The sequence below is a fragment of the Neobacillus citreus genome (assembly GCF_018343545.2).
In the GTDB taxonomy this organism is placed as follows: Bacteria; Bacillota; Bacilli; order Bacillales; family Cytobacillaceae; genus Neobacillus; species Neobacillus citreus.
This window is the reverse complement of sequence record NZ_JAGYPE020000042.1, coordinates 1-19150: the sequence shown is the minus strand read 5'-3', so window position 1 is coordinate 19150 and position 19150 is coordinate 1. Positions and strand designations below refer to the sequence as shown.

Annotated in this window: 17 protein-coding genes and 1 tRNA gene; 17 read left to right on the top strand and 1 reads right to left on the bottom strand. The window is 42.6% G+C overall.

What is annotated here, in order from left to right; all coding sequences use genetic code 11:
* Positions 1-144 precede the first annotated feature (144 nt).
* The 13 genes from KHB02_RS19780 (at position 145) to yihA (ending at position 14327) form a co-directional block, all read left to right on the top strand.
* Positions 145-594 carry a MarR family winged helix-turn-helix transcriptional regulator gene (locus KHB02_RS19780; RefSeq protein WP_213144668.1) on the top strand — a complete coding sequence of 150 codons (450 nt, stop codon included), beginning with the start codon at positions 145-147 and terminating at the stop codon, positions 592-594.
* A 103-nt stretch (positions 595-697) separates the two neighbouring features.
* Positions 698-1492, top strand: a complete 795-nt coding sequence (gene racE, locus KHB02_RS19775) for a glutamate racemase (protein ID WP_213144669.1) — start codon at positions 698-700, stop codon at positions 1490-1492.
* 135 nt (positions 1493-1627) lie between these two features.
* Entirely contained in the window at positions 1628-2680 is a 1053-nt protein-coding gene (locus tag KHB02_RS19770; protein WP_213144670.1) for a GerMN domain-containing protein, read from the top strand.
* Positions 2681-2813: 133 nt separating this feature from the next.
* Positions 2814-3572: a ribonuclease PH gene (rph, locus tag KHB02_RS19765; protein ID WP_213144671.1), complete on the top strand. Its 759-nt coding sequence runs from the start codon at positions 2814-2816 to the stop codon at positions 3570-3572.
* Positions 3573-3583: 11 nt separating this feature from the next.
* Entirely contained in the window at positions 3584-4195 is a 612-nt protein-coding gene (locus KHB02_RS19760; RefSeq protein ID WP_213144672.1) for an XTP/dITP diphosphatase, read from the top strand.
* Positions 4192-4704: a metallophosphoesterase family protein gene (locus tag KHB02_RS19755; protein ID WP_213144673.1), complete on the top strand. Its 513-nt coding sequence runs from the start codon at positions 4192-4194 to the stop codon at positions 4702-4704. Before KHB02_RS19760 ends, KHB02_RS19755 begins: the two co-directional genes overlap by 4 nt.
* A gap of 106 nt (positions 4705-4810) precedes the next feature.
* A tRNA-Arg gene (locus tag KHB02_RS19750) sits at positions 4811-4887 on the top strand.
* 103 nt (positions 4888-4990) lie between these two features.
* On the top strand, positions 4991-6019 hold the full coding sequence (locus tag KHB02_RS19745; protein WP_213144674.1) for a tetratricopeptide repeat protein: 1029 nt from the start codon (positions 4991-4993) through the stop codon (positions 6017-6019).
* A gap of 166 nt (positions 6020-6185) precedes the next feature.
* On the top strand, positions 6186-7472 hold the full coding sequence (tig, locus tag KHB02_RS19740; RefSeq protein WP_213144675.1) for a trigger factor: 1287 nt from the start codon (positions 6186-6188) through the stop codon (positions 7470-7472).
* Positions 7473-7848: 376 nt separating this feature from the next.
* Positions 7849-9111 carry an ATP-dependent protease ATP-binding subunit ClpX gene (gene clpX, locus KHB02_RS19735; protein WP_213144676.1) on the top strand — a complete coding sequence of 421 codons (1263 nt, stop codon included), beginning with the start codon at positions 7849-7851 and terminating at the stop codon, positions 9109-9111.
* Between the two features lie 402 nt (positions 9112-9513).
* The gene (gene lonB / locus KHB02_RS19730; RefSeq protein ID WP_213144677.1) at positions 9514-11181 is read left to right on the top strand and encodes an ATP-dependent protease LonB; all 1668 of its coding nucleotides are present in this window, start codon (positions 9514-9516) and stop codon (positions 11179-11181) included.
* Positions 11182-11421: 240 nt separating this feature from the next.
* Positions 11422-13749, top strand: a complete 2328-nt coding sequence (lon, locus tag KHB02_RS19725; RefSeq protein ID WP_213144678.1) for an endopeptidase La — start codon at positions 11422-11424, stop codon at positions 13747-13749.
* Positions 13746-14327 (top strand): ribosome biogenesis GTP-binding protein YihA/YsxC, encoded by a 582-nt coding sequence (yihA, locus tag KHB02_RS19720; protein ID WP_213144679.1) that lies wholly within the window; start codon positions 13746-13748, stop codon positions 14325-14327. Before lon ends, yihA begins: the two co-directional genes overlap by 4 nt.
* A 38-nt stretch (positions 14328-14365) precedes the next feature.
* Here yihA and KHB02_RS19715 read toward each other — a convergent pair whose 3' ends face one another.
* A complete protein-coding gene (locus tag KHB02_RS19715; RefSeq protein WP_213144680.1) occupies positions 14366-14854 on the bottom strand; it encodes a LiaF transmembrane domain-containing protein in 489 nt (162 codons plus the stop codon).
* A 214-nt stretch (positions 14855-15068) separates the two neighbouring features.
* Between KHB02_RS19715 and hemA the strand changes: the two genes are divergently transcribed.
* Genes hemA through KHB02_RS19695 form a run of 4 tightly spaced genes read left to right on the top strand, consistent with a single transcriptional unit; the run spans position 15069 to position 18981 of the window.
* Positions 15069-16406 (top strand): glutamyl-tRNA reductase, encoded by a 1338-nt coding sequence (gene hemA / locus KHB02_RS19710; RefSeq protein WP_213144681.1) that lies wholly within the window; start codon positions 15069-15071, stop codon positions 16404-16406.
* A 15-nt stretch (positions 16407-16421) separates the two neighbouring features.
* Entirely contained in the window at positions 16422-17255 is an 834-nt protein-coding gene (locus KHB02_RS19705) for a cytochrome c biogenesis protein (protein ID WP_213144682.1), read from the top strand.
* A 14-nt stretch (positions 17256-17269) separates the two neighbouring features.
* Positions 17270-18205 carry a hydroxymethylbilane synthase gene (hemC, locus tag KHB02_RS19700; protein ID WP_213144683.1) on the top strand — a complete coding sequence of 312 codons (936 nt, stop codon included), beginning with the start codon at positions 17270-17272 and terminating at the stop codon, positions 18203-18205.
* Positions 18202-18981: a uroporphyrinogen-III synthase gene (locus KHB02_RS19695; RefSeq protein ID WP_213144684.1), complete on the top strand. Its 780-nt coding sequence runs from the start codon at positions 18202-18204 to the stop codon at positions 18979-18981. The genes hemC and KHB02_RS19695 overlap by 4 nt, the downstream gene beginning before the upstream one ends.
* The last annotated feature ends 169 nt before the right edge of the window (positions 18982-19150 follow it).

Genomic DNA, 19150 nt, shown 5'->3' with positions numbered 1-19150 from the left:
ATCTTGCCAGTTTTTTTGAAAAGCTGACAAGACAGTTCCGGCTTGAAATTTTCCTGAAAAAAGTAGACAATAAGTACAAGCTTGAAAAGTATTTTTTATTTGGTCATGTCATGAGGAGAAGCCTATTTTAGGAGTGTAGAACAAATGAAACTCGAAAATTCCCAAAAAGTGACTGGGGACGTTGTCGCAAATATCGAAAAAGAACTGCGGTATATATCAGGCATAATTAAGCAAAAGGGAAGAGAGATGTTGAGTAATTATAAAATTACTCCTCCTCAATTCGTTGCCCTGCAATGGCTCTTTGAAGACGGAGATATGACAATTGGCGAGCTCTCTACTAAAATGTATTTAGCCTGCAGTACTACCACTGATCTGGTCGACCGTATGGAGAAAAATCTTTTGGTAGAGCGGGTGAAAGATACAAACGATCGCCGTGTTGTGAGAATCCATCTTCTCGAAGAAGGCAAGAGAATCATTGATGAAGTGATTAAAAAGCGTCAAGTCTATCTTGAAGAAGTCTTAAAAAACTTCAATAAGGAAGAAATTCAACTCTTGCAAAACAACTTAATAAAACTGCATCAGGAAATGAAGTAAGTCCAGTAGACGGATTGGCGAGCCAGAGGTTCGTTTATGAACGCAGTTGATATGATGCGTTCGAATATAAAGAAGTTGCTAACAGCAAAATGAGGCGAAAAGTTTGAAGCAAGCAATTGGTGTTATAGATTCTGGTGTCGGCGGCCTGACCGTTGCTAAAGAGGTCATGAGGCAGCTGCCAAACGAGAAAATCATCTATTTGGGTGATACCGCGCGCTGTCCCTACGGCCCAAGATCGACGAAAGAAGTAAAAAGATTTACATGGGAATTGACCCACTTTTTATTAGAAAAAAATATAAAAATGCTGGTAATTGCCTGCAATACGGCAACAGCAGCTGCGCTCGACGATATCCGCAGGGAATTATCGATTCCTGTGCTAGGGGTCATTAACCCAGGAGCAAGAGCGGCAATAAAACGGACAAAAAACTATCGTGTCGGAATTATTGGGACAGATGGAACTGTCAAAAGCGGTGCCTACGAAAAGGCATTAAAATCACTTAACAGCCGTCTTTTTGTCAAAAGTCAATCCTGCCCCAAGTTTGTGCCGCTGGTGGAAAGCGGTGAATACGATGGGCCGATTGCTGCGAAAATTGTGGATGAAGCGCTGCAGCCTTTATTGAATCAAAACCTGGATACGCTTATTTTGGGGTGCACCCATTATCCACTGCTCGAACCGTTGATCAAAAAAATCATGGGTGAAAAGGTTAGTGTCATTAGCTCAGGTGATGAAACGGCCAGGGAGATTAGTGCCATTCTCCAATATAAAGGACTCCTTGAATCAGACGAGCAGGAACCAGAGCATGAATTCTATACGACCGGCTCCACTAGGATTTTTTCAAAAATAGCGTCGCAATGGCTCGGCACCCCTATTGAAAACGTGAAAAAAATAAAATTGTAAAATAGAGTCCTTTGGTGGGCTCTATTTTTTTTGAAAAAAATTTAATAAATTTGTCCTATTTTTCTTTTCGAGGCGGTCTAATTTTTTCATAGGCTCGTATACATGATAGTACAAACAGTCTTAGGGGGGAAAAATATGTTCAAAAATAAAGCAAAAATTCTTGGCCTGGCTGTGCTCACTTCCACGGTTGTGCTATCCGGCTGCGGCCTATTTGGCAGTGAAACACAAAAGAAAATTGATCCGCCAAAAACGGTGACGACAACGAGTGAGAAGAACATCAATAAGGAAACAGCGGCCGAAAAGAAGGAAAATGCAGAGAATGTGTTGAAGACGGAGCTATATCTCATTGACAAGAATGGTTATGTTGTCCCACAAACATTAAATCTTCCAAAAACAAAATCAGTCGCTAAACAGGCGCTGGATTACTTAGTGGTGAACGGACCTGTAACGGATATGCTGCCGAATGATTTTAGAGCCGTTCTGCCTGAGGATACAAAACCATCGGTTAATATTAAAGATGGGGTTGCAGTCGTTGATTTTTCAAAGGAATTCAAAAACTATCAGCCTGAGGATGAATTGAAAATTCTTCAGTCAGTCACCTGGACCCTGACGCAGTTTGCTGGTGTCAATTCTGTTAAGCTGAAAATGAACGGCCATGAATTAACGGAAATGCCTGTAAAAGGAACGCCAATCAGCGAAAAGCTTTCCAGGGCAACAGGCATCAACTTAGATACAAAGGATGTAGTGGATATCACGAATACGAAGCCAATTACTGTATACTTTATTGGCGGTGAAGAAGGCTCCTACTATTATGTGCCAGTTACCCGCAGGGTGAAAGCAAGTGAGAAGGATCCAATCACAGCGGCAGTCAATGAATTAATCAAGGGCCCAAGTGAAAAATCGAACCTTGTTTCCGAATTTATGACTGACGTTAAACTAAATGAAACACCGAAATATCAGGACGGAACTGTCACCTTAAACTTTAACAAAAATATTTACGGCAGCTTTGAAGAGAAGGTGATTTCGCAAAACCTGCTGGATACTCTTGTGCTTTCCTTGACTGAACAGAAGGGCGTGCAAAAGGTAGCTGTTTTAGTTGACGGTAAAGCGGAATTGAAGAATGACAAGGGTAAGAAGCTTTCTGCACCGGTTACCCGCCCAGAAAAAGTCAATACAGGTAGTTTTTAAAAAATAATTTTTGTTATACTATATAATGACAATCAAAGAGGTTGGCTGACTGCCGCCTCTTTCTATTTTGTATTTAGTGTTTTTGTAAGGGGGGAGAGTCCCTTACAGTGACCACGGAGGAGGAGTTTGGGATATGGCGCGTGCAGACGGAAGAGAGCCATTGCAATTAAGACCCGTACATATTGAAACCAATTATTTAATGCATCCGGAAGGCTCGGTCCTTATTTCAGTCGGCAATACAAAGGTGATTTGTACCGCTAGCATTGAGGATAAAGTCCCGCCTTTTATGAGAGGGCAAGGCAAGGGCTGGATCACCGCGGAATATGCGATGCTTCCCCGGGCAACGGAAACAAGGAATATCCGAGAGTCCTCAAAAGGGAAGGTTACCGGCCGGACGATGGAAATCCAGCGATTAATCGGCCGTGCCTTAAGAGCGGTAGTGGATCTTGAAGCGCTGGGCGAGCGAACTGTTTGGATTGACTGTGATGTCATTCAGGCGGACGGCGGTACAAGAACAGCTTCGATAACGGGGGCTTTTGTGGCTTTGTCTCTTGCCTTACAGTCGTTTTCTGGGAAAAAATCATTATCGAAGTTTCCGATTACTGATTATTTAGCTGCAACGAGTGTCGGAATTTTAGAGGGCGGCCAAGTAGTGTTAGATTTAAATTACATAGAGGATTCCAAGGCACAGGTCGATATGAATGTTGTCATGACAGGAAGCGGCGAATTTGTTGAGCTGCAGGGAACGGGTGAGGAAGCGACATTTTCCTACAATGATCTCCAAGGGTTGCTTGGTGCTGCTCAAGAGGGGCTCATGGAGTTGTTTGAACAGCAAAAGGCGGCCCTTGGCGAGGAAATCATGCAAAAAATTGAAAATCGCAGAAAGAAATAGAGGAGATTCATATGAATGAAGTTATCATTGCCACGAAAAATCCCGGAAAGGCCAGGGAGTTTGAGCATATTTTTGCAAGCAGAGGAATTACAGTGCGGACGTTGTTGGACTTTCCGGAGCTTCCGGAGGTAGAAGAAACCGGGACAACCTTTGAGGAAAATGCCACATTAAAGGCGGAAACCATTTCGAAGGCACTTGGGAAAATGGTAATTGGCGATGATTCCGGACTAATCGTTGACGCGCTTGAAGGCCGTCCGGGCATCTATTCGGCCCGCTATGCTGGGGAACCGAAAAATGACTTGAATAACACGAATAAGGTACTTGCGGAGCTAGAGGGTGTTCCTGAGGAGCAGAGAACAGCACGCTTCTATTGTGCTTTAGCAGTTGCCATCCCTGGTCAGGAGACGTTTACGGTGTCAGGTACCTGTGAAGGCCGGATATTGGAAGAGCCAAGGGGTACCAACGGCTTCGGCTATGACCCGGTTTTCTTTGCTCCGGAAAAGGGAGTGGCAATGGCAGAGCTATCTGCTGATGAAAAAAATAAAATCAGCCATCGGGCGAATGCGTTAAGGAAATTGGATTCGGTGCTAGATTCGAAGCTGGAAAGCGCTGAAGGCAAATGAGCAAGGTATTGGTCGTAAGCGACAGCCATGGTATGACGAAAGAGCTTGAGGTAATCAGGGAAAGGCACTTGGCCGATGTCGATTTAATGATTCATTGCGGTGATTCCCAGTTGGACCCGGACCACAAGTCCTTAATGGGTTATTTTACGGTTGGCGGAAATTGTGATTTTGGCGGATTCCCGCTGGAGCTGGTAACGGACCTCTCTGGAAAAAAGATTTTCATTACCCATGGCCATCGATATTCGGTCAAAACTTCGTTGATGAAATTAACCTACAAAGCTCAAGAATCTGGTGCTGATATTGTCTGTTTTGGGCATTCGCATATCCTGGGGGCAGAGGTGATCGACGGTACCCTGTACCTGAACCCAGGCAGCATCCGCCTCCCACGCCAGCGTGTTGAAAAAACATACGTGATTCTTGACTTGCAGGAGAAAGTCATTAGGATGACTGTTTATGAATTAAACGGCAAGGAAATACCGGGATTGGCTCGTGATTTCAAGGTTAATTAATAATGGGGGGAGCGCCCCCCCAATTATTTCTCAGAAAAAATTTATAATCTGTTGACAATAAAATACTAAGGTAATATAATAAATCTTGTCTTTGATTACTGATTATGTCCCAGTAGCTCAGCTGGATAGAGCACACGCCTTCTAAGCGTGCGGTCGGGAGTTCGAATCTCTCCTGGGACGCCACTACTACATACCAAAATATATACTCACCTCATCAGGTGAGTTTTTTTTATGCTTTAAATATGTTACACTATTTTCCAATGATAACCTACAAGGACGGATTCTTATGAAAAAGCGGGAAAAAGTGAAAAAAATAGATAACGTGATTTTTTTCCCCGGAATGGAAAAAAGATTAACGGACAAAGGCTTAGAAAGCCTGCACAATAAAAAATATGCTGAAGCCATCAGGCTTCTCGAAGAGGCGAAAGAACTGGATCAGGATAACGATGATGTTTTAATCGGCCTGGTCCTTGCCTATTTTGAGGCTGGGAATTTTCAAAAGGCAAAGGTCCTTGCAAAGGAATTGCTTCATAAGGGAATCGGTGACTATTTTCAATTAGTGGATTTATACGTAACAGTGCTTATTCAGCTTCATGAATATCAGGAAATCGTCTCAACTATTGAGGTGCTCTTGGAGGAAAAAGAGATTCCGCCCGAAAGAATGGAGCATTTCTTAACCCTTCTCCAATTCAGCCGAAAAATGGCAGAGAACAAAAGCCTTGATCTGAGTAGTGAAGAGCCTAATGAGGATACCAATCCGGATTCATTAAATCTATTATCCTTAACCAGCCTGAACGAGCAAATGCTGGCCATTTCAAGACTTTCAGATAAAAACATCAGGCCTTATGTCCCCGAAATAGAAGACTACTTAAAAGCGGAAATAGGCCATCCCTTTTTAAAAACAATCCTATTAACTCTTTTAAAAGAGCAGGAAGTCGACAAAGACTTAAAAATGGTTAAATTTTCGGAAGAAATAACCATAAATCCGACAGGAATACCAGATGTAAGACATCAGCCGAAAATGACCTCTATTAAAGAACTGCTTGAGAATCGGCTTGAAAGCAGCAATCCTGTCCTCTTTGCCAGCATCAGTGAAATGGTAGAGCGCATTTTCTTTATCAGCTACCCATTCGAACTGGAGCCAGAGAATCCGGCTGCTTGGGCTGCTGGCTTTCAATATTTGGCGCAGGAATATATGGGGATAAACTCGGAAATAAATGAATTATCTAAAGACTATGACGTATCACCGGTTGAAATCACCCTTGCTATACAGGAAATAGAAGAAATTGAGAAAATTTCTTACCCTAATCTATAGCCTTCGCTGTTGAAAGAAACAAATCCTGTGTTATAATGTAAGGGTTGCATTGTGTAAAAAACTATTTTACAGCAAAAAAAAGTGGAAAATGGCTTCGTGGACAAGACATATTCCGAATTTAAATTCGTTACGAATGAAATGAGTAATAGATGTTGGAGGGAAAAGAATGACTGCAAAATGGGAAAAGTTAGAAGGAAACCGCGGTGTCCTTACAATTGAAGTAAGTGCAGATAAAGTAAACGAAGGTTTAGACGCGGCTTTCAAAAAAGTAGTAAAACAAATTAATGTTCCAGGCTTCCGTAAAGGTAAAATGCCTCGTGGAATGTTTGAAAAGCGCTTTGGTGTAGAAGCTCTATACCAAGATGCATTAGATTTTATTTTTCCAGATGCATACATGACTGCTATCGATGAAACTGGAATCGAGCCAATTGCTCAGCCTGAAAATGTTGATTTTGACCTTGAGCAAATGGGCAAAGACAAAGACTTTACTTTCAAGGCAACTGTTCAAGTAAAACCTGAAGTAACTTTAGGCGAATACAAAGGCCTTGAAGTAGAAGAGCTTGACGCTACTGTTTCAGAAGAAGATGTTCAAAAAGAATTAGAAGCTCTTCAAAATCGTCATGCTGAGCTTGTTGTGAAAGAAGAAGGAACTGCTGTACTTGGCGACACAGTTGTAATCGACTTTGAAGGCTTTGTTGATGGCGAAGCATTCGAAGGCGGCAAAGGTGAAAACTACTCTCTTGAACTAGGTTCAGGCTCTTTCATTCCTGGCTTTGAAGAACAACTTGTGGGCGTTGCTGCCGGCGAATCTAAAGATGTAGAAGTAACTTTCCCTGAAGAATACCATGCAGCAGAGCTTGCAGGTAAACCAGCTGTGTTCAAAACAACTGTTCACGAAATTAAAGGTAAAGAACTTCCTGCATTAGATGACGAGTTTGCTAAAGACGTAGACGATGAAGTTGAAACTTTAGATGCATTAAAAGAGAAAATCAAAACTCGTTTAGAAGACAGTAAAAAGCATGAAGCAGAACACAACCTACAAGATACACTAGTGGAAAAAGCTGCTGAAAATGCTCAAGTTGAACTTCCAGAAGTGATGATTGACAACGAAGTAAATCGTCTTCTTCAAGATTTTGAACAACGTCTGCAAATGCAAGGCATGAACCTTCAGCTTTACTATCAATTCTCTGGCCAAGACGAAGAAGCTCTTCGCCAACAAATGAAGGCTGATGCTGAGAAAAATGTTCGTGTAAGATTAACTTTAGAAGCTATTGCTAAGGCTGAAAACTTAGAAGTATCTGAAGAAGATGTAAATGCTGAGCTTGAAAAAATGGCAGGAATGTACAACATGCCTGTTGATAACATCAAAAAAGCTCTTGGCGGAACAGAAGGCATCAAAGAAGAACTTAAATACAAAAAAGCAATCGACTTTCTTGTTGAAAACAAGAAGTAATACGTAAATAGTTTCAAGGCACGATTTTTATCGTGCCTTGTTTTATACATTTTTTCAATTACATATTATAATAAGGACAGGGTAACCTTTTTTATAAACGGGTGGCAGGAATAAAATTTTTGCCGGCGAATTAATTAAATCCAAGATTGATTTTTAAAAATTATGGTTAAGCTGTTTGAGGTACATATTTCATTTTTTAAGCGAAGTCCAGACAAATAAAAAACATATTTTGAGAAAAGCTTTTTAGTTCCAGTCCGCCCGCTAAATGTGTTACAATGCAAAATACATACCTAATGAATTGTAGAAAAAATCGGATTTGTTTGGAATTTTCGCGAGCTTTAAATAAAGAAATAAGTCGTCTTAAGGGGTGAAAGGGTTGTTTAAATTTAATGATGAAAAAGGACAACTGAAGTGTTCATTCTGTGGAAAAACACAGGATCAAGTCCGCAAGCTTGTTGCCGGACCTGGAGTCTATATATGTGACGAATGTATTGAACTCTGCACAGAGATTGTGGAGGAAGAGCTTGGAACAGAGGAAGAAGTAGAATTTAAAGATGTTCCGAAGCCAAAGGAAATTTGCGAAATCCTTGATGAATATGTAATCGGACAGGATAAAGCAAAGAAAGCATTATCGGTGGCAGTTTATAACCATTACAAGCGGATCAATTCCAACAGCAAAATCGATGATGTCGAGCTTTCAAAAAGTAATATTTGTATGATTGGACCGACTGGTAGCGGTAAAACATTGCTCGCGCAGACATTGGCGCGCATCTTAAATGTGCCGTTTGCGATTGCAGATGCTACATCGCTTACAGAGGCCGGCTACGTTGGTGAAGACGTTGAAAACATCTTATTAAAATTAATCCAAGCTGCTGATTACGATGTAGAGAAGGCAGAAAAAGGGATTATTTATATTGATGAAATTGATAAAATTGCCCGTAAATCTGAAAATCCTTCGATTACCCGTGACGTTTCCGGTGAAGGCGTTCAGCAGGCATTATTGAAAATTCTTGAAGGAACGGTTGCGAGCGTTCCCCCACAAGGCGGAAGAAAGCATCCGCATCAGGAATTTATTCAAATTGATACAACAAACATCTTATTTATCTGCGGTGGAGCCTTTGATGGCATTGAGCCAATCATCAAGCGCCGTTTAGGACAAAAGGTTATCGGCTTTGGCGCTGATCCGAAACAACAACAGGAAATCAGTTCAAAAGAATTGCTTTCCAAGGTTCTTCCTGAAGACCTTTTACGCTTCGGCTTGATTCCTGAATTCATCGGCCGTCTGCCCGTTATTGCTAGCCTAGAGCAGCTTGACGAAGGAGCGTTAATTGAAATTTTAACGAAACCAAAGAATGCTCTTGTAAAGCAATATCAAAAAATGCTTGAAATCGATGATGTCGAGCTTGAGTTTGAAGAAGGAGCACTGCAGGAAATCGCGAAAAAGGCGATTGAGCGTAAAACCGGTGCCCGCGGCTTACGTTCCATCATTGAAGGCATCATGCTTGATGTTATGTTCGACCTTCCATCCCGCGATGATATTACCAAATGTATCATCACGAAGGATACAGTCGCGGACAACAGCGTTCCAAAGCTGATCCTTGAAGACGGTACGGTTGTTAAAGAAGAGAAATCTGCATAAATGGTGAGGACCCGGACCTATTGGTTCGGGTTCTTTTTATTGGGGTTAAGTGTTACTGTCGTATAAGTGCGCGTTACTGTCGGATAAACTGTTCCAACTGTCGTATAGGTGCTCGTAACTGTCGGATAACTGGCTCCAACTGTCGCTATGTGCGAAATACTCTCGGATATAAGCCGAATACTCTCGGATAATCGCGGATTACTCTCGCTTCTTAAATTTACTCTCGGATAAGAACAGAATACTCTCGCATAGCCCCGATTTACTCGCGCGTAACTGAATTTTACTCAAATCTTCATTTTTTCCACCCCCTTCAGTTTTTTCAATTCATGGTTTATTCCGCCAGCCTGCAGGAAATACTTATTAATATCTACAGGAGTTAATTAGATACTGGAGGGAAACGAAATGAGTTGGACGGGGATCGCCTTATTTATACAATTGTTTTTTGGAATCATCATTGGTCTTTATTTTTGGAATTTGCTTAAGAATCAGCGCACGCAGAAGGTGTCAATTGACCGGGAATCCCGGAAGGAAATGGAGCAGCTTCGCAAAATGAGATCTATTTCATTAACCGAACCGCTTTCAGAAAAAGTGCGTCCGACAAGCTTTCAGGATATTGTTGGCCAAGAGGATGGTATTAAATCTTTAAAAGCGGCTCTTTGTGGACCGAATCCGCAGCATGTGATCATCTACGGACCGCCCGGTGTCGGTAAAACGGCGGCAGCAAGGCTCGTTCTCGAAGAAGCCAAAAAGAATGCAAAGTCACCATTTAAAAAAGATTCCGTTTTTATAGAATTAGATGCCACAACGGCCAGATTTGACGAAAGAGGAATTGCTGACCCGCTAATCGGATCAGTTCATGACCCAATCTATCAGGGAGCTGGAGCAATGGGGCAAGCGGGGATTCCGCAGCCAAAACAAGGGGCAGTCACAAATGCTCATGGCGGTGTCCTCTTTATTGATGAAATTGGCGAACTGCACCCGATTCAGATGAATAAGCTGCTCAAGGTCCTCGAGGATCGCAAGGTATATTTGGAAAGTGCTTATTATCACGAGGAAAATACACAAATACCTACCCATATTCATGATATTTTTAAAAATGGACTTCCCGCCGATTTCCGCTTAATCGGGGCGACAACGCGGACACCAAGTGAAATTCCGCCCGCCATCCGGTCGCGCTGCATGGAAGTGTTCTTTCGCGATTTAAACCAAGAGGAAATTGTGAAAGTAGCACGAAAGGCGGCGGAAAAAGTCAATATGGAAATTAATGATTCCGGTGTCCATACTCTTTCTACATATGCCAGAAATGGCCGGGAAACCGTCAACATGATTCAGATTGCGGCGGGCCTTGCCATAACCGAAGATCGGCAATATATTAAGGACGAAGATATTGAATGGGTAATTCATTCCAGTCAAATGACACCGCGCATGGAACGGATGATTAATGATGCTGCGCAAGTCGGGCTTGTTAACGGCTTGGCAGTTTATGGACCAAATTCAGGAGCACTTCTCGAAATTGAAGTGACCGTTATTCCGGCAAAGGAGAAAGGATCCATTAACATTACCGGAATTGTCGAGGAAGAAAGCATTGGCGGACAAGGGAAATCAATCCGCCGTAAAAGTATGGCGCGCGGTTCAATTGAAAATGTCATCACCGTTCTCCGGTCGATGGGTGTTCCGGCGAATGATTATGATATTCATGTCAATTTCCCTGGGGGTGTGCCGATTGATGGTCCGTCCGCAGGTATCGCAATGGCGACAGGGATTTACTCCGCTATTTATAATATTCCAATTGATAACACGGTTGCGATGACAGGTGAAATCAGCATCCATGGAAACGTTAAGCCAATCGGAGGAGTCTATCCAAAGATAAAAGCGGCGAAAAAAGCAGGGGCGAAAACGGTCATTATTCCACAGGAAAATATTCAAACGATATTAAACGAAATAGACGGAATCCGAATTGTGCCTGTTACCCATCTGCACGAAGTTTTTGAGATTGCGTTTGTGAACGAATTTAAGAAGAATCATGCCGTGCCGGCTTCCGTTGAGTTAACAAAAAAAGAATCGATCTAAATTTCCCACTTCGGTTTGTCCTTAAAAGCAAACCGAAGTTTTTATTTGCGAATGCTGTAAATTACTTTTTCATAGCTTATTTTGAAGTAATTTTTTTGGTTAGGGAGAAACTAACGTATATTGAAAAAAGCGCTGTCTATAAAAATAGACACGTTAATTCAAATAAGATAGAATTGTACAAAGACTTATTCTGCATTAGCAGTATAAATTCATGTTTTTTGCATGTGGAGGTGCTGTATTTTGGCGAAAAAGAAAGAATTGATCGTCCCCCTCCTGCCGCTTCGGGGATTGCTCGTATATCCGACCATGGTTCTTCATTTAGATGTGGGCCGTGATAAATCGGTTCAGGCACTCGAAAAAGCGATGGTTGATGACCATATCATTTTTTTAACAACCCAAAAGGATGTTTCCATTGATGAGCCTGCCGAGGAGGATCTTTACCGATTTGGAACGTTAACAAAAGTGAAGCAAATGTTGAAGCTTCCAAACGGTACGATTCGGGTTTTGGTGGAAGGGTTAAGCAGAGCAGAAATCGTAACATTTCACGATGAGGACGATCATTATGCTGTCAGCGTTGTCACCTATGAAGATTCTGACACTAAAGATGTTGAAGACCAGGCTCTAATGAGAACCATGTTGGAATATTTTGAACAATACATAAAATTATCGAAAAAAATCTCGGCGGAGACATTTGCTACTGTTGCCGATATTGAAGAACCTGGAAGAATGGCGGACATTATCGCTTCCCATTTGCCGATCAAGCTGAAGGAGAAACAAGAAATCCTTGAGACAATCGAGATAAAGCAAAGAATGAACCGGGTGATTGACCGAATTTTTAACGAAAAAGAAGTCCTCAATCTTGAAAAGAAAATCGGTCAGCGGGTTAAGCGCTCGATGGAAAGAACGCAAAAGGAATACTATTTGCGCGAACAGATGAAGGCGATCCAGAAGGAATTAGGGGATAAAGAAGGCAAGACTGGCGAAATCGCCGACCTCACCAAGAAAATCGAAGAAGCGGGAATGCCGGAGCACGTTTATAATGCGGCCATGAAGGAACTGGATCGTTATGAAAAAGTGCCGACAAGCTCCGCTGAAAGTGCGGTCATCCGCAATTATATTGAGTGGCTGATTTCCCTGCCATGGTCGAAAAAGACAGAAGACGATATTGACATTCGTCGAGCAGAAAAGATTCTCAATGAAGAACATTACGGGCTTGAAAAGGTAAAGGAACGAGTACTCGAATATTTGGCTGTTCAGAAATTGACCAATTCCTTGAAAGGGCCGATTCTTTGTCTAGCTGGACCTCCGGGAGTAGGGAAAACAAGCCTTGCCAAATCGATTGCGACCTCACTTAACCGGAATTTTGTCCGTGTTTCGCTCGGGGGCGTCCGTGATGAATCCGAGATTCGTGGCCATCGCAGAACGTACGTCGGCGCGATGCCAGGCCGGATTATTCAGGGAATGAAAAAAGCAGGAACTATTAACCCGGTTTTCTTGCTCGATGAAATTGATAAAATGTCGAGTGATTTCCGCGGCGATCCATCTGCGGCACTTTTAGAGGTATTGGATCCGGAACAAAACCATAATTTCAGCGATCATTATATAGAAGAAACCTACGATTTATCGAAGGTCATGTTTATTGCTACCGCCAATAACCTTAGCACCATCCCAGGACCGCTGTTAGACCGGATGGAGATCATTACAATTGCGGGCTATACGGAATTGGAAAAGGTTCATATTACAAGGGACCATTTGCTGCCAAAGCAAATTAAGGAAAATGGACTTTCCAAGAGTACCCTGCAGGTTCGTGACGATGCGATTTTAAAGGTCGTCCGTTACTACACTCGCGAAGCAGGAGTTAGAAGCCTGGAACGCCAGATGGCCACCATCTGCCGGAAAACGGCGAAAATTATTGTTTCTGGAGATAAGAAGCGAGTTGTCATTACGGATAAAAATGTGGAAGAATTTTTAGGAAAACCAAGGTTCCGTTACGGCCAGGCTGAAGCAGAAGACCAGGTAGGAGTAGCGACCGGACTCGCTTACACAACTGTTGGCGGGGACACCCTGCAAATCGAAGTTTCGCTTGCACCTGGTAAAGGCAAGCTTGTTCTGACTGGTAAGCTTGGAGATGTCATGAAGGAATCTGCACAGGCTGCATTCAGTTATGTACGCTCTAAAGCAAAGGAACTTGGCATCGAAGAAGACTTTCACGAGAAACACGATATTCATATTCACGTACCGGAAGGAGCTGTTCCAAAAGACGGTCCATCTGCGGGAATCACCATCGCTACGGCATTGGTATCGGCGCTGACCGGCAGACCAATCCGACGTGAAGTGGGGATGACAGGTGAAATCACCCTCCGCGGCAGAGTCCTCCCGATTGGCGGACTCAAAGAGAAAACGTTAAGTGCTCACCGCGCTGGGCTGACAAAAGTTATTTTACCGAAGGATAATGAAAAGGATATTGATGACATTCCGGAAAGCGTCCGCGGTGAATTGGAATTTGTCCCGGTTTCCCATGTGGATGAAGTATTGAAGCATGCCCTTCGTGAAGGAGAAGCAAGATGAAAGTAACAAGTTCAGATATCGTCATTAGTGCGGTAAAGCCAGAGCAGTACCCTGACACGGATTTGCCAGAGTTTGCTCTGGCCGGCCGCTCGAATGTTGGAAAATCTTCATTTATTAATAAAATGCTAAATCGTAAGGGACTGGCGAGAATTTCCTCCAAGCCCGGGAAAACACAGACACTTAACTTTTATCTGATAAATGAAATCCTGCATTTTGTGGATGTTCCCGGCTATGGCTACGCAAAGGTTTCAAAAACAGAGCGGGCCGCATGGGGAAGAATGATTGAAACCTATTTTACAACGCGTGAGCAATTAAGGGCCGGTGTCCTGATTGTCGACCTAAGACATCCACCGACCGAAGATGATGTGATGATGTACGATTTTTTAAAGCATTATGAAATCCCATGCATAGTCATTGCCACGAAAGCGGATAAAATTCCAAAGGGGAAATGGCAGAAGCATGCCAAGGTTACCCGCGAAACATTAGATCTTGACGAAAACGACCAGATTGTCATTTTCTCTTCTGAAACAGGTGAGGGGAAAGATAAAGCTTGGTCCATACTTGAGAGTTATATGTAGAAACATAAAACGCCCGGCGGGTTTATCACCGCAGGGCGTTATTTTTTCTTTTTAAAAAGGAAGTATATACCAATGAGGATAAGAAGGACAGGCCAAAATTTCCAAACTAGACTCATCCCGTTCTGCAATAATCCGAAATACCCGGCAATCTTATCATAAAAAAGCAGCAATACAGCAACAATAAGAAAAAGGAAGGCTTGAAATAACCCTGATCCTGTTTTTTGAAAACGCAAGAAAAAGCCAATTGAAATGATCAGGATTAACATGCCAATCGTATTTTGCGGCCAGAAGGAAACGTGGCCAACCAGATGAAAGTGAAGTCCGAACCCGGTCATAATGACTCCCGGAAGAACTGCTTCGGACTCATTGCCAGAATAGCCTTGGCCTAAAAAGGCAATCCCGACAATGAACATAAGCGTAGGCCAGGTAAAAAATGCAGGGAACAAAGTCATTCCTATTTGCTGTAATAAAAAGTAAGCACCAAAACCGATTAAAATGATTCCAGGAAAAATTCTTTGACTTTTCATTAAAAAACACCACTTCCAGTAAGGTTCACTTGAAACTAGTCTGTTTTTTTGATACTGTACATAAGGAAGTATTCCTATTTAACCAACATATTCATTTTTCTATATTAACATATAGTGTCGTTTTATGTTCACATTTTTCGTGTTCTGACGGAAAATGTTCATGATATAATCAGTCTAGTTATTACTGTAAACATATTGGGGGTGTCCAAAACAAATGCATATTCTAGCGATCGGTCTAAATTATAAAACTGCCCCTGTTGAAATCCGCGAGCGGTTAACTTTTAATGAAACTGATGTTATGGATGCCGTCAAAAAATTAAGCACAAAGAAAAGCATCCTGGAAAATGTTATTTTATCAACATGTAATCGGACGGAAATCTACGCGGTCGTTGATCAATTGCATACAGGTCGTTACTATATTAAGGAGTTTCTCGCTGATTGGTTCGGAATGGAACAGGCGGAGTTCTCTTCGTTTCTTTTTGTTTATGAAGATGATGGTGCGGTCGAGCATCTATTTAATGTAACCTGTGGATTGAATTCCATGGTTTTAGGAGAAACACAAATCCTTGGACAGGTTCGAACAAGCTTTATGAATGCCCAAGAGCATGGGGCAACAGGTTCGGTCTTTAACCATTTGTTTAAGCAAGCCATTACTTTGGCAAAGCGTGCGCATTCTGAGACAGAAATCGGTGCTAACGCTGTATCTGTCAGCTATGCGGCGGTTGAACTGGCTAAGAAAATTTTTGGTTCTCTTGCCAATAAGCATGTGTTGATATTTGGTGCTGGAAAAATGGGCGAATTAGCTGTTCAAAACCTGCACGGCAATGGTGTAAGAAAGGTTACGGTTATTAACCGGACTTATGAAAAAGCGAAGGATCTTGCCGGACGTTTCGACGGTGAAGCAAGAACCATCGATGAATTGCAGAAATTGCTTGTCGAGGCCGATATTCTAATCAGCTCAACAGGTGCGAAGGATTTTGTCATTACAAAAGAGATGATGGCGGCGGTTGAGAAAAAGCGGAAAGGCAAGCCACTGTTTATGGTCGATATTGCCGTGCCGCGTGACTTGGATCCGCAAATAGCAGAACTTGAAAACGTCTTTTTATATGATATTGACGATCTAGAGGGAATTGTTGAGGCCAATCTTCAAGAGCGGAAGAAAGCAGCTGAAAAAATCATGCTGATGATTGAAAAGGAAGCGGTCGATTTCAAACAATGGCTTGGCATGCTTGGTGTCATTCCGGTTATTTCAGCACTCCGGGAAAAAGCACTCGCTATTCAAGCTGAAACAATGGAAAGTATTGAACGGAAGCTTCCAAATTTATCTGACCGCGATAAAAAGGTCTTAAACAAGCATACAAAGAGCATTATTAACCAGCTTTTAAAAGACCCAATTTTACAGGCGAAGGAATTGGCGGCAAGACCGGATGCCGAACAGGCAATGGACTTATTCATGAAAATCTTTAATATCGAAGAGCTGGCAAAGGAACACCATTCAAAAACAGCCGAAACGAATAAATTAACGGTTGTAGAAGCACAGGCTTCTTTTTAAATGGGGGCCTCGGCTATGTATGATGTCTTGATGACGAGGCTGCACGAATTTACGGTTGTTCTTTATGCCTTCAGTGTTCTTTTATATTTTTTCGACTTTATTCATCATAACCGGAAGGCAAATCGGATTGCCTTCTGGTTACTTGCATTTGTATGGGTTTCGCAAACTTTATTTCTTTTTTTCTATATGATGAAAACAGGAAGGTTCCCTGTCTTAACCATCTTTGAGGGGCTCTATTTTTATGCCTGGGTATTAATAACATTGTCAATTGTTATAAATCATTTATTACGAGTTGACTTTATTGTGTTTTTCACTAATATCCTTGGCTTTACGGTCATGACGATTCATACGTTTGCACCTATGCAATACCATTCCCATGTCATGGCTAAACAGCTGATATCTGAGCTGCTATTAATTCATATTACAATGGCAATACTGTCATATGGGGCCTTTTCATTATCATTTGTTTTTTCAGTGTTGTACCTACTTCAATATGATTTATTAAAAAGGAAGAAATGGGGTACAAGACTAATCCGTCTTGCCGATTTAGACAAACTTGAAAAATCATCTTACATATTAGCAATAATCGGCGTTCCAATGCTTCTGTTAAGCTTAATCTTGGGCTTGCAATGGGCGTTTCTGAAGCTTCCGGGAATGCCTTGGTATGACATTAAAATTGTCGGTTCCTTTATTTTACTCACAGCGTATAGCATTTATTTATATTTGCGGACAGTGAAAAATCTTTCAGGAAAGAAATTGGCGATTTGGAATGCCGGTTCTTTTCTAATTGTATTAATTAACTTTTTCTTATTTGGGCAACTATCATCATTCCATCTATGGTACTCGTAAATTAGGAGGCAGTCATGAGAAAAATTATCGTAGGATCCAGACGCAGCAAGTTAGCTTTAACGCAAACCAACTGGGTAATCGACCAGTTAAAAAAGATTGACCCCCGCTTTGAATTTGAAGTGAAGGAAATCGTCACCAAAGGTGATAAAATTCTAGACGTTACCCTTTCCAAGGTCGGCGGTAAAGGTCTTTTTGTAAAAGAAATTGAGCAGGCGATGCTTGATAAAGAGATTGATATGGCCGTCCATAGCATGAAGGATATGCCGGCTGTATTGCCTGAAGGGCTAACTATCGGCTGTATTCCGTTCCGTGAAGACCATCGCGATGCGCTGATTTCCAGGGACCATGTGAAATTAGCTGATTTAAAACCAGGTGCGATTATCGGAACAAGCAGTCTGCGCCGCAGTGCCCAGCTTTTGGCGAAACGCCCTGATTTAGAGATTAAATGGATCCGCGGCAATGTTGATACTAGATTGGCAAAATTGAAGGAAGAAGAGTACGACGCCATCATTTTGGCGGCAGCAGGCCTATCCCGCCTTGGCTGGGCGTCTGATGTCGTCACTGAGTTCTTGGATGCTGATATCTGCATTCCTGCGGTTGGTCAGGGAGCTCTATCTATCGAGTGCCGTGAAGATGACCGTGAACTTCATGAACTGTTTGAAAAATTCACTTGTAAGAAAACTGAAAGAGCAGTTCGGGCAGAGCGTGCCTTCCTGCAAAAAATGGAGGGCGGCTGTCAGGTGCCGATTGCCGGCTTTGCGCGTGTCGAGGATAACGATGAAATTGTCCTAAATGTGCTTGTAGGTTCTCCAGAAGGCCAGGAAATTTTTAAAGAAGAAGTACGCGGGCAAAATCCGGAAGAACTTGGGATTAAGGCGGCAGACCTTTTGATTGAAAAAGGAGCGAAGGATCTGATTGACAGGGTAAAGCGGGAGCTGGAGGGTCAATGAGTCCCTCCCTGCCTTTATTGAATAAAAGGGTACTTGTTCCGCGCGGGGAAGGCCAGGCGAAGTCATTTTCTGAGCTTGTTGAGAGATACGGCGGGATTCCGATTGAAATTCCGCTGATTGCCTTCCGCCCGATTGAAAAAAACCAGCGCCTTCAGGAAAGCCTAAAGGTGCTAGATACATATGACTGGATTATATTTACGAGCAGTGTCACGGTGGAGACGTTTTTTTCGTTTGTTGATCGTGTTGGGGCGGAATTCCCAAGGGTTGCGGTTATCGGCAAAAAAACTGAAAAAGTACTTAAGGAAAGAGGCATCCGGGTAGATTTTGTTCCCTCTGTCTACGTGGCTGAAGAGTTTGTTGAGGAATTTTTGCCTCATGTTGAGCGTGGCTGCCGGGTTTTGCTGCCAAAGGGAAACCTTGCCCGTGAATACATCGCAACTGGTTTACGAAAGGCCGGAGCTGTGGTGGACGAGCTGATTATTTACGAAAACTACATGCCTGAGGAAAGCCGAGAGAAACTTGCGAAGATGCTTTCCGAGCGGGAGTTGGACATCTTAACCTTTACGAGCCCATCGACGGTGGACCACCTGATGGACGTGGTTGGGGAGTATGGGCTGGCCGACCATCTGAATGGGTGTATCATCGCCTGCATCGGTCCAGTTACCGAGAAAAGGCTGCTTGAATACGGGCTGCCGATTCATGCCGCTCCGGAGGAATATACGGTTGATGAGATGGTTAAGAGTGTGATTGATTTTTTTGAAAAGATTGATGGGTGAACCGCAAGTTGGGAAGGGCTATCCGCAAGTTGAAAAGGGTAATCCGCAAGTGGGAGCAAGCCATCCGCAAGTTACATATTAAAATAGCTAAATTTAATGGAGGTATACACAATGGAACTTCAATTTTCACGTCATCGCCGTTTACGTTCAAGCGCCAGCATGCGTGCGC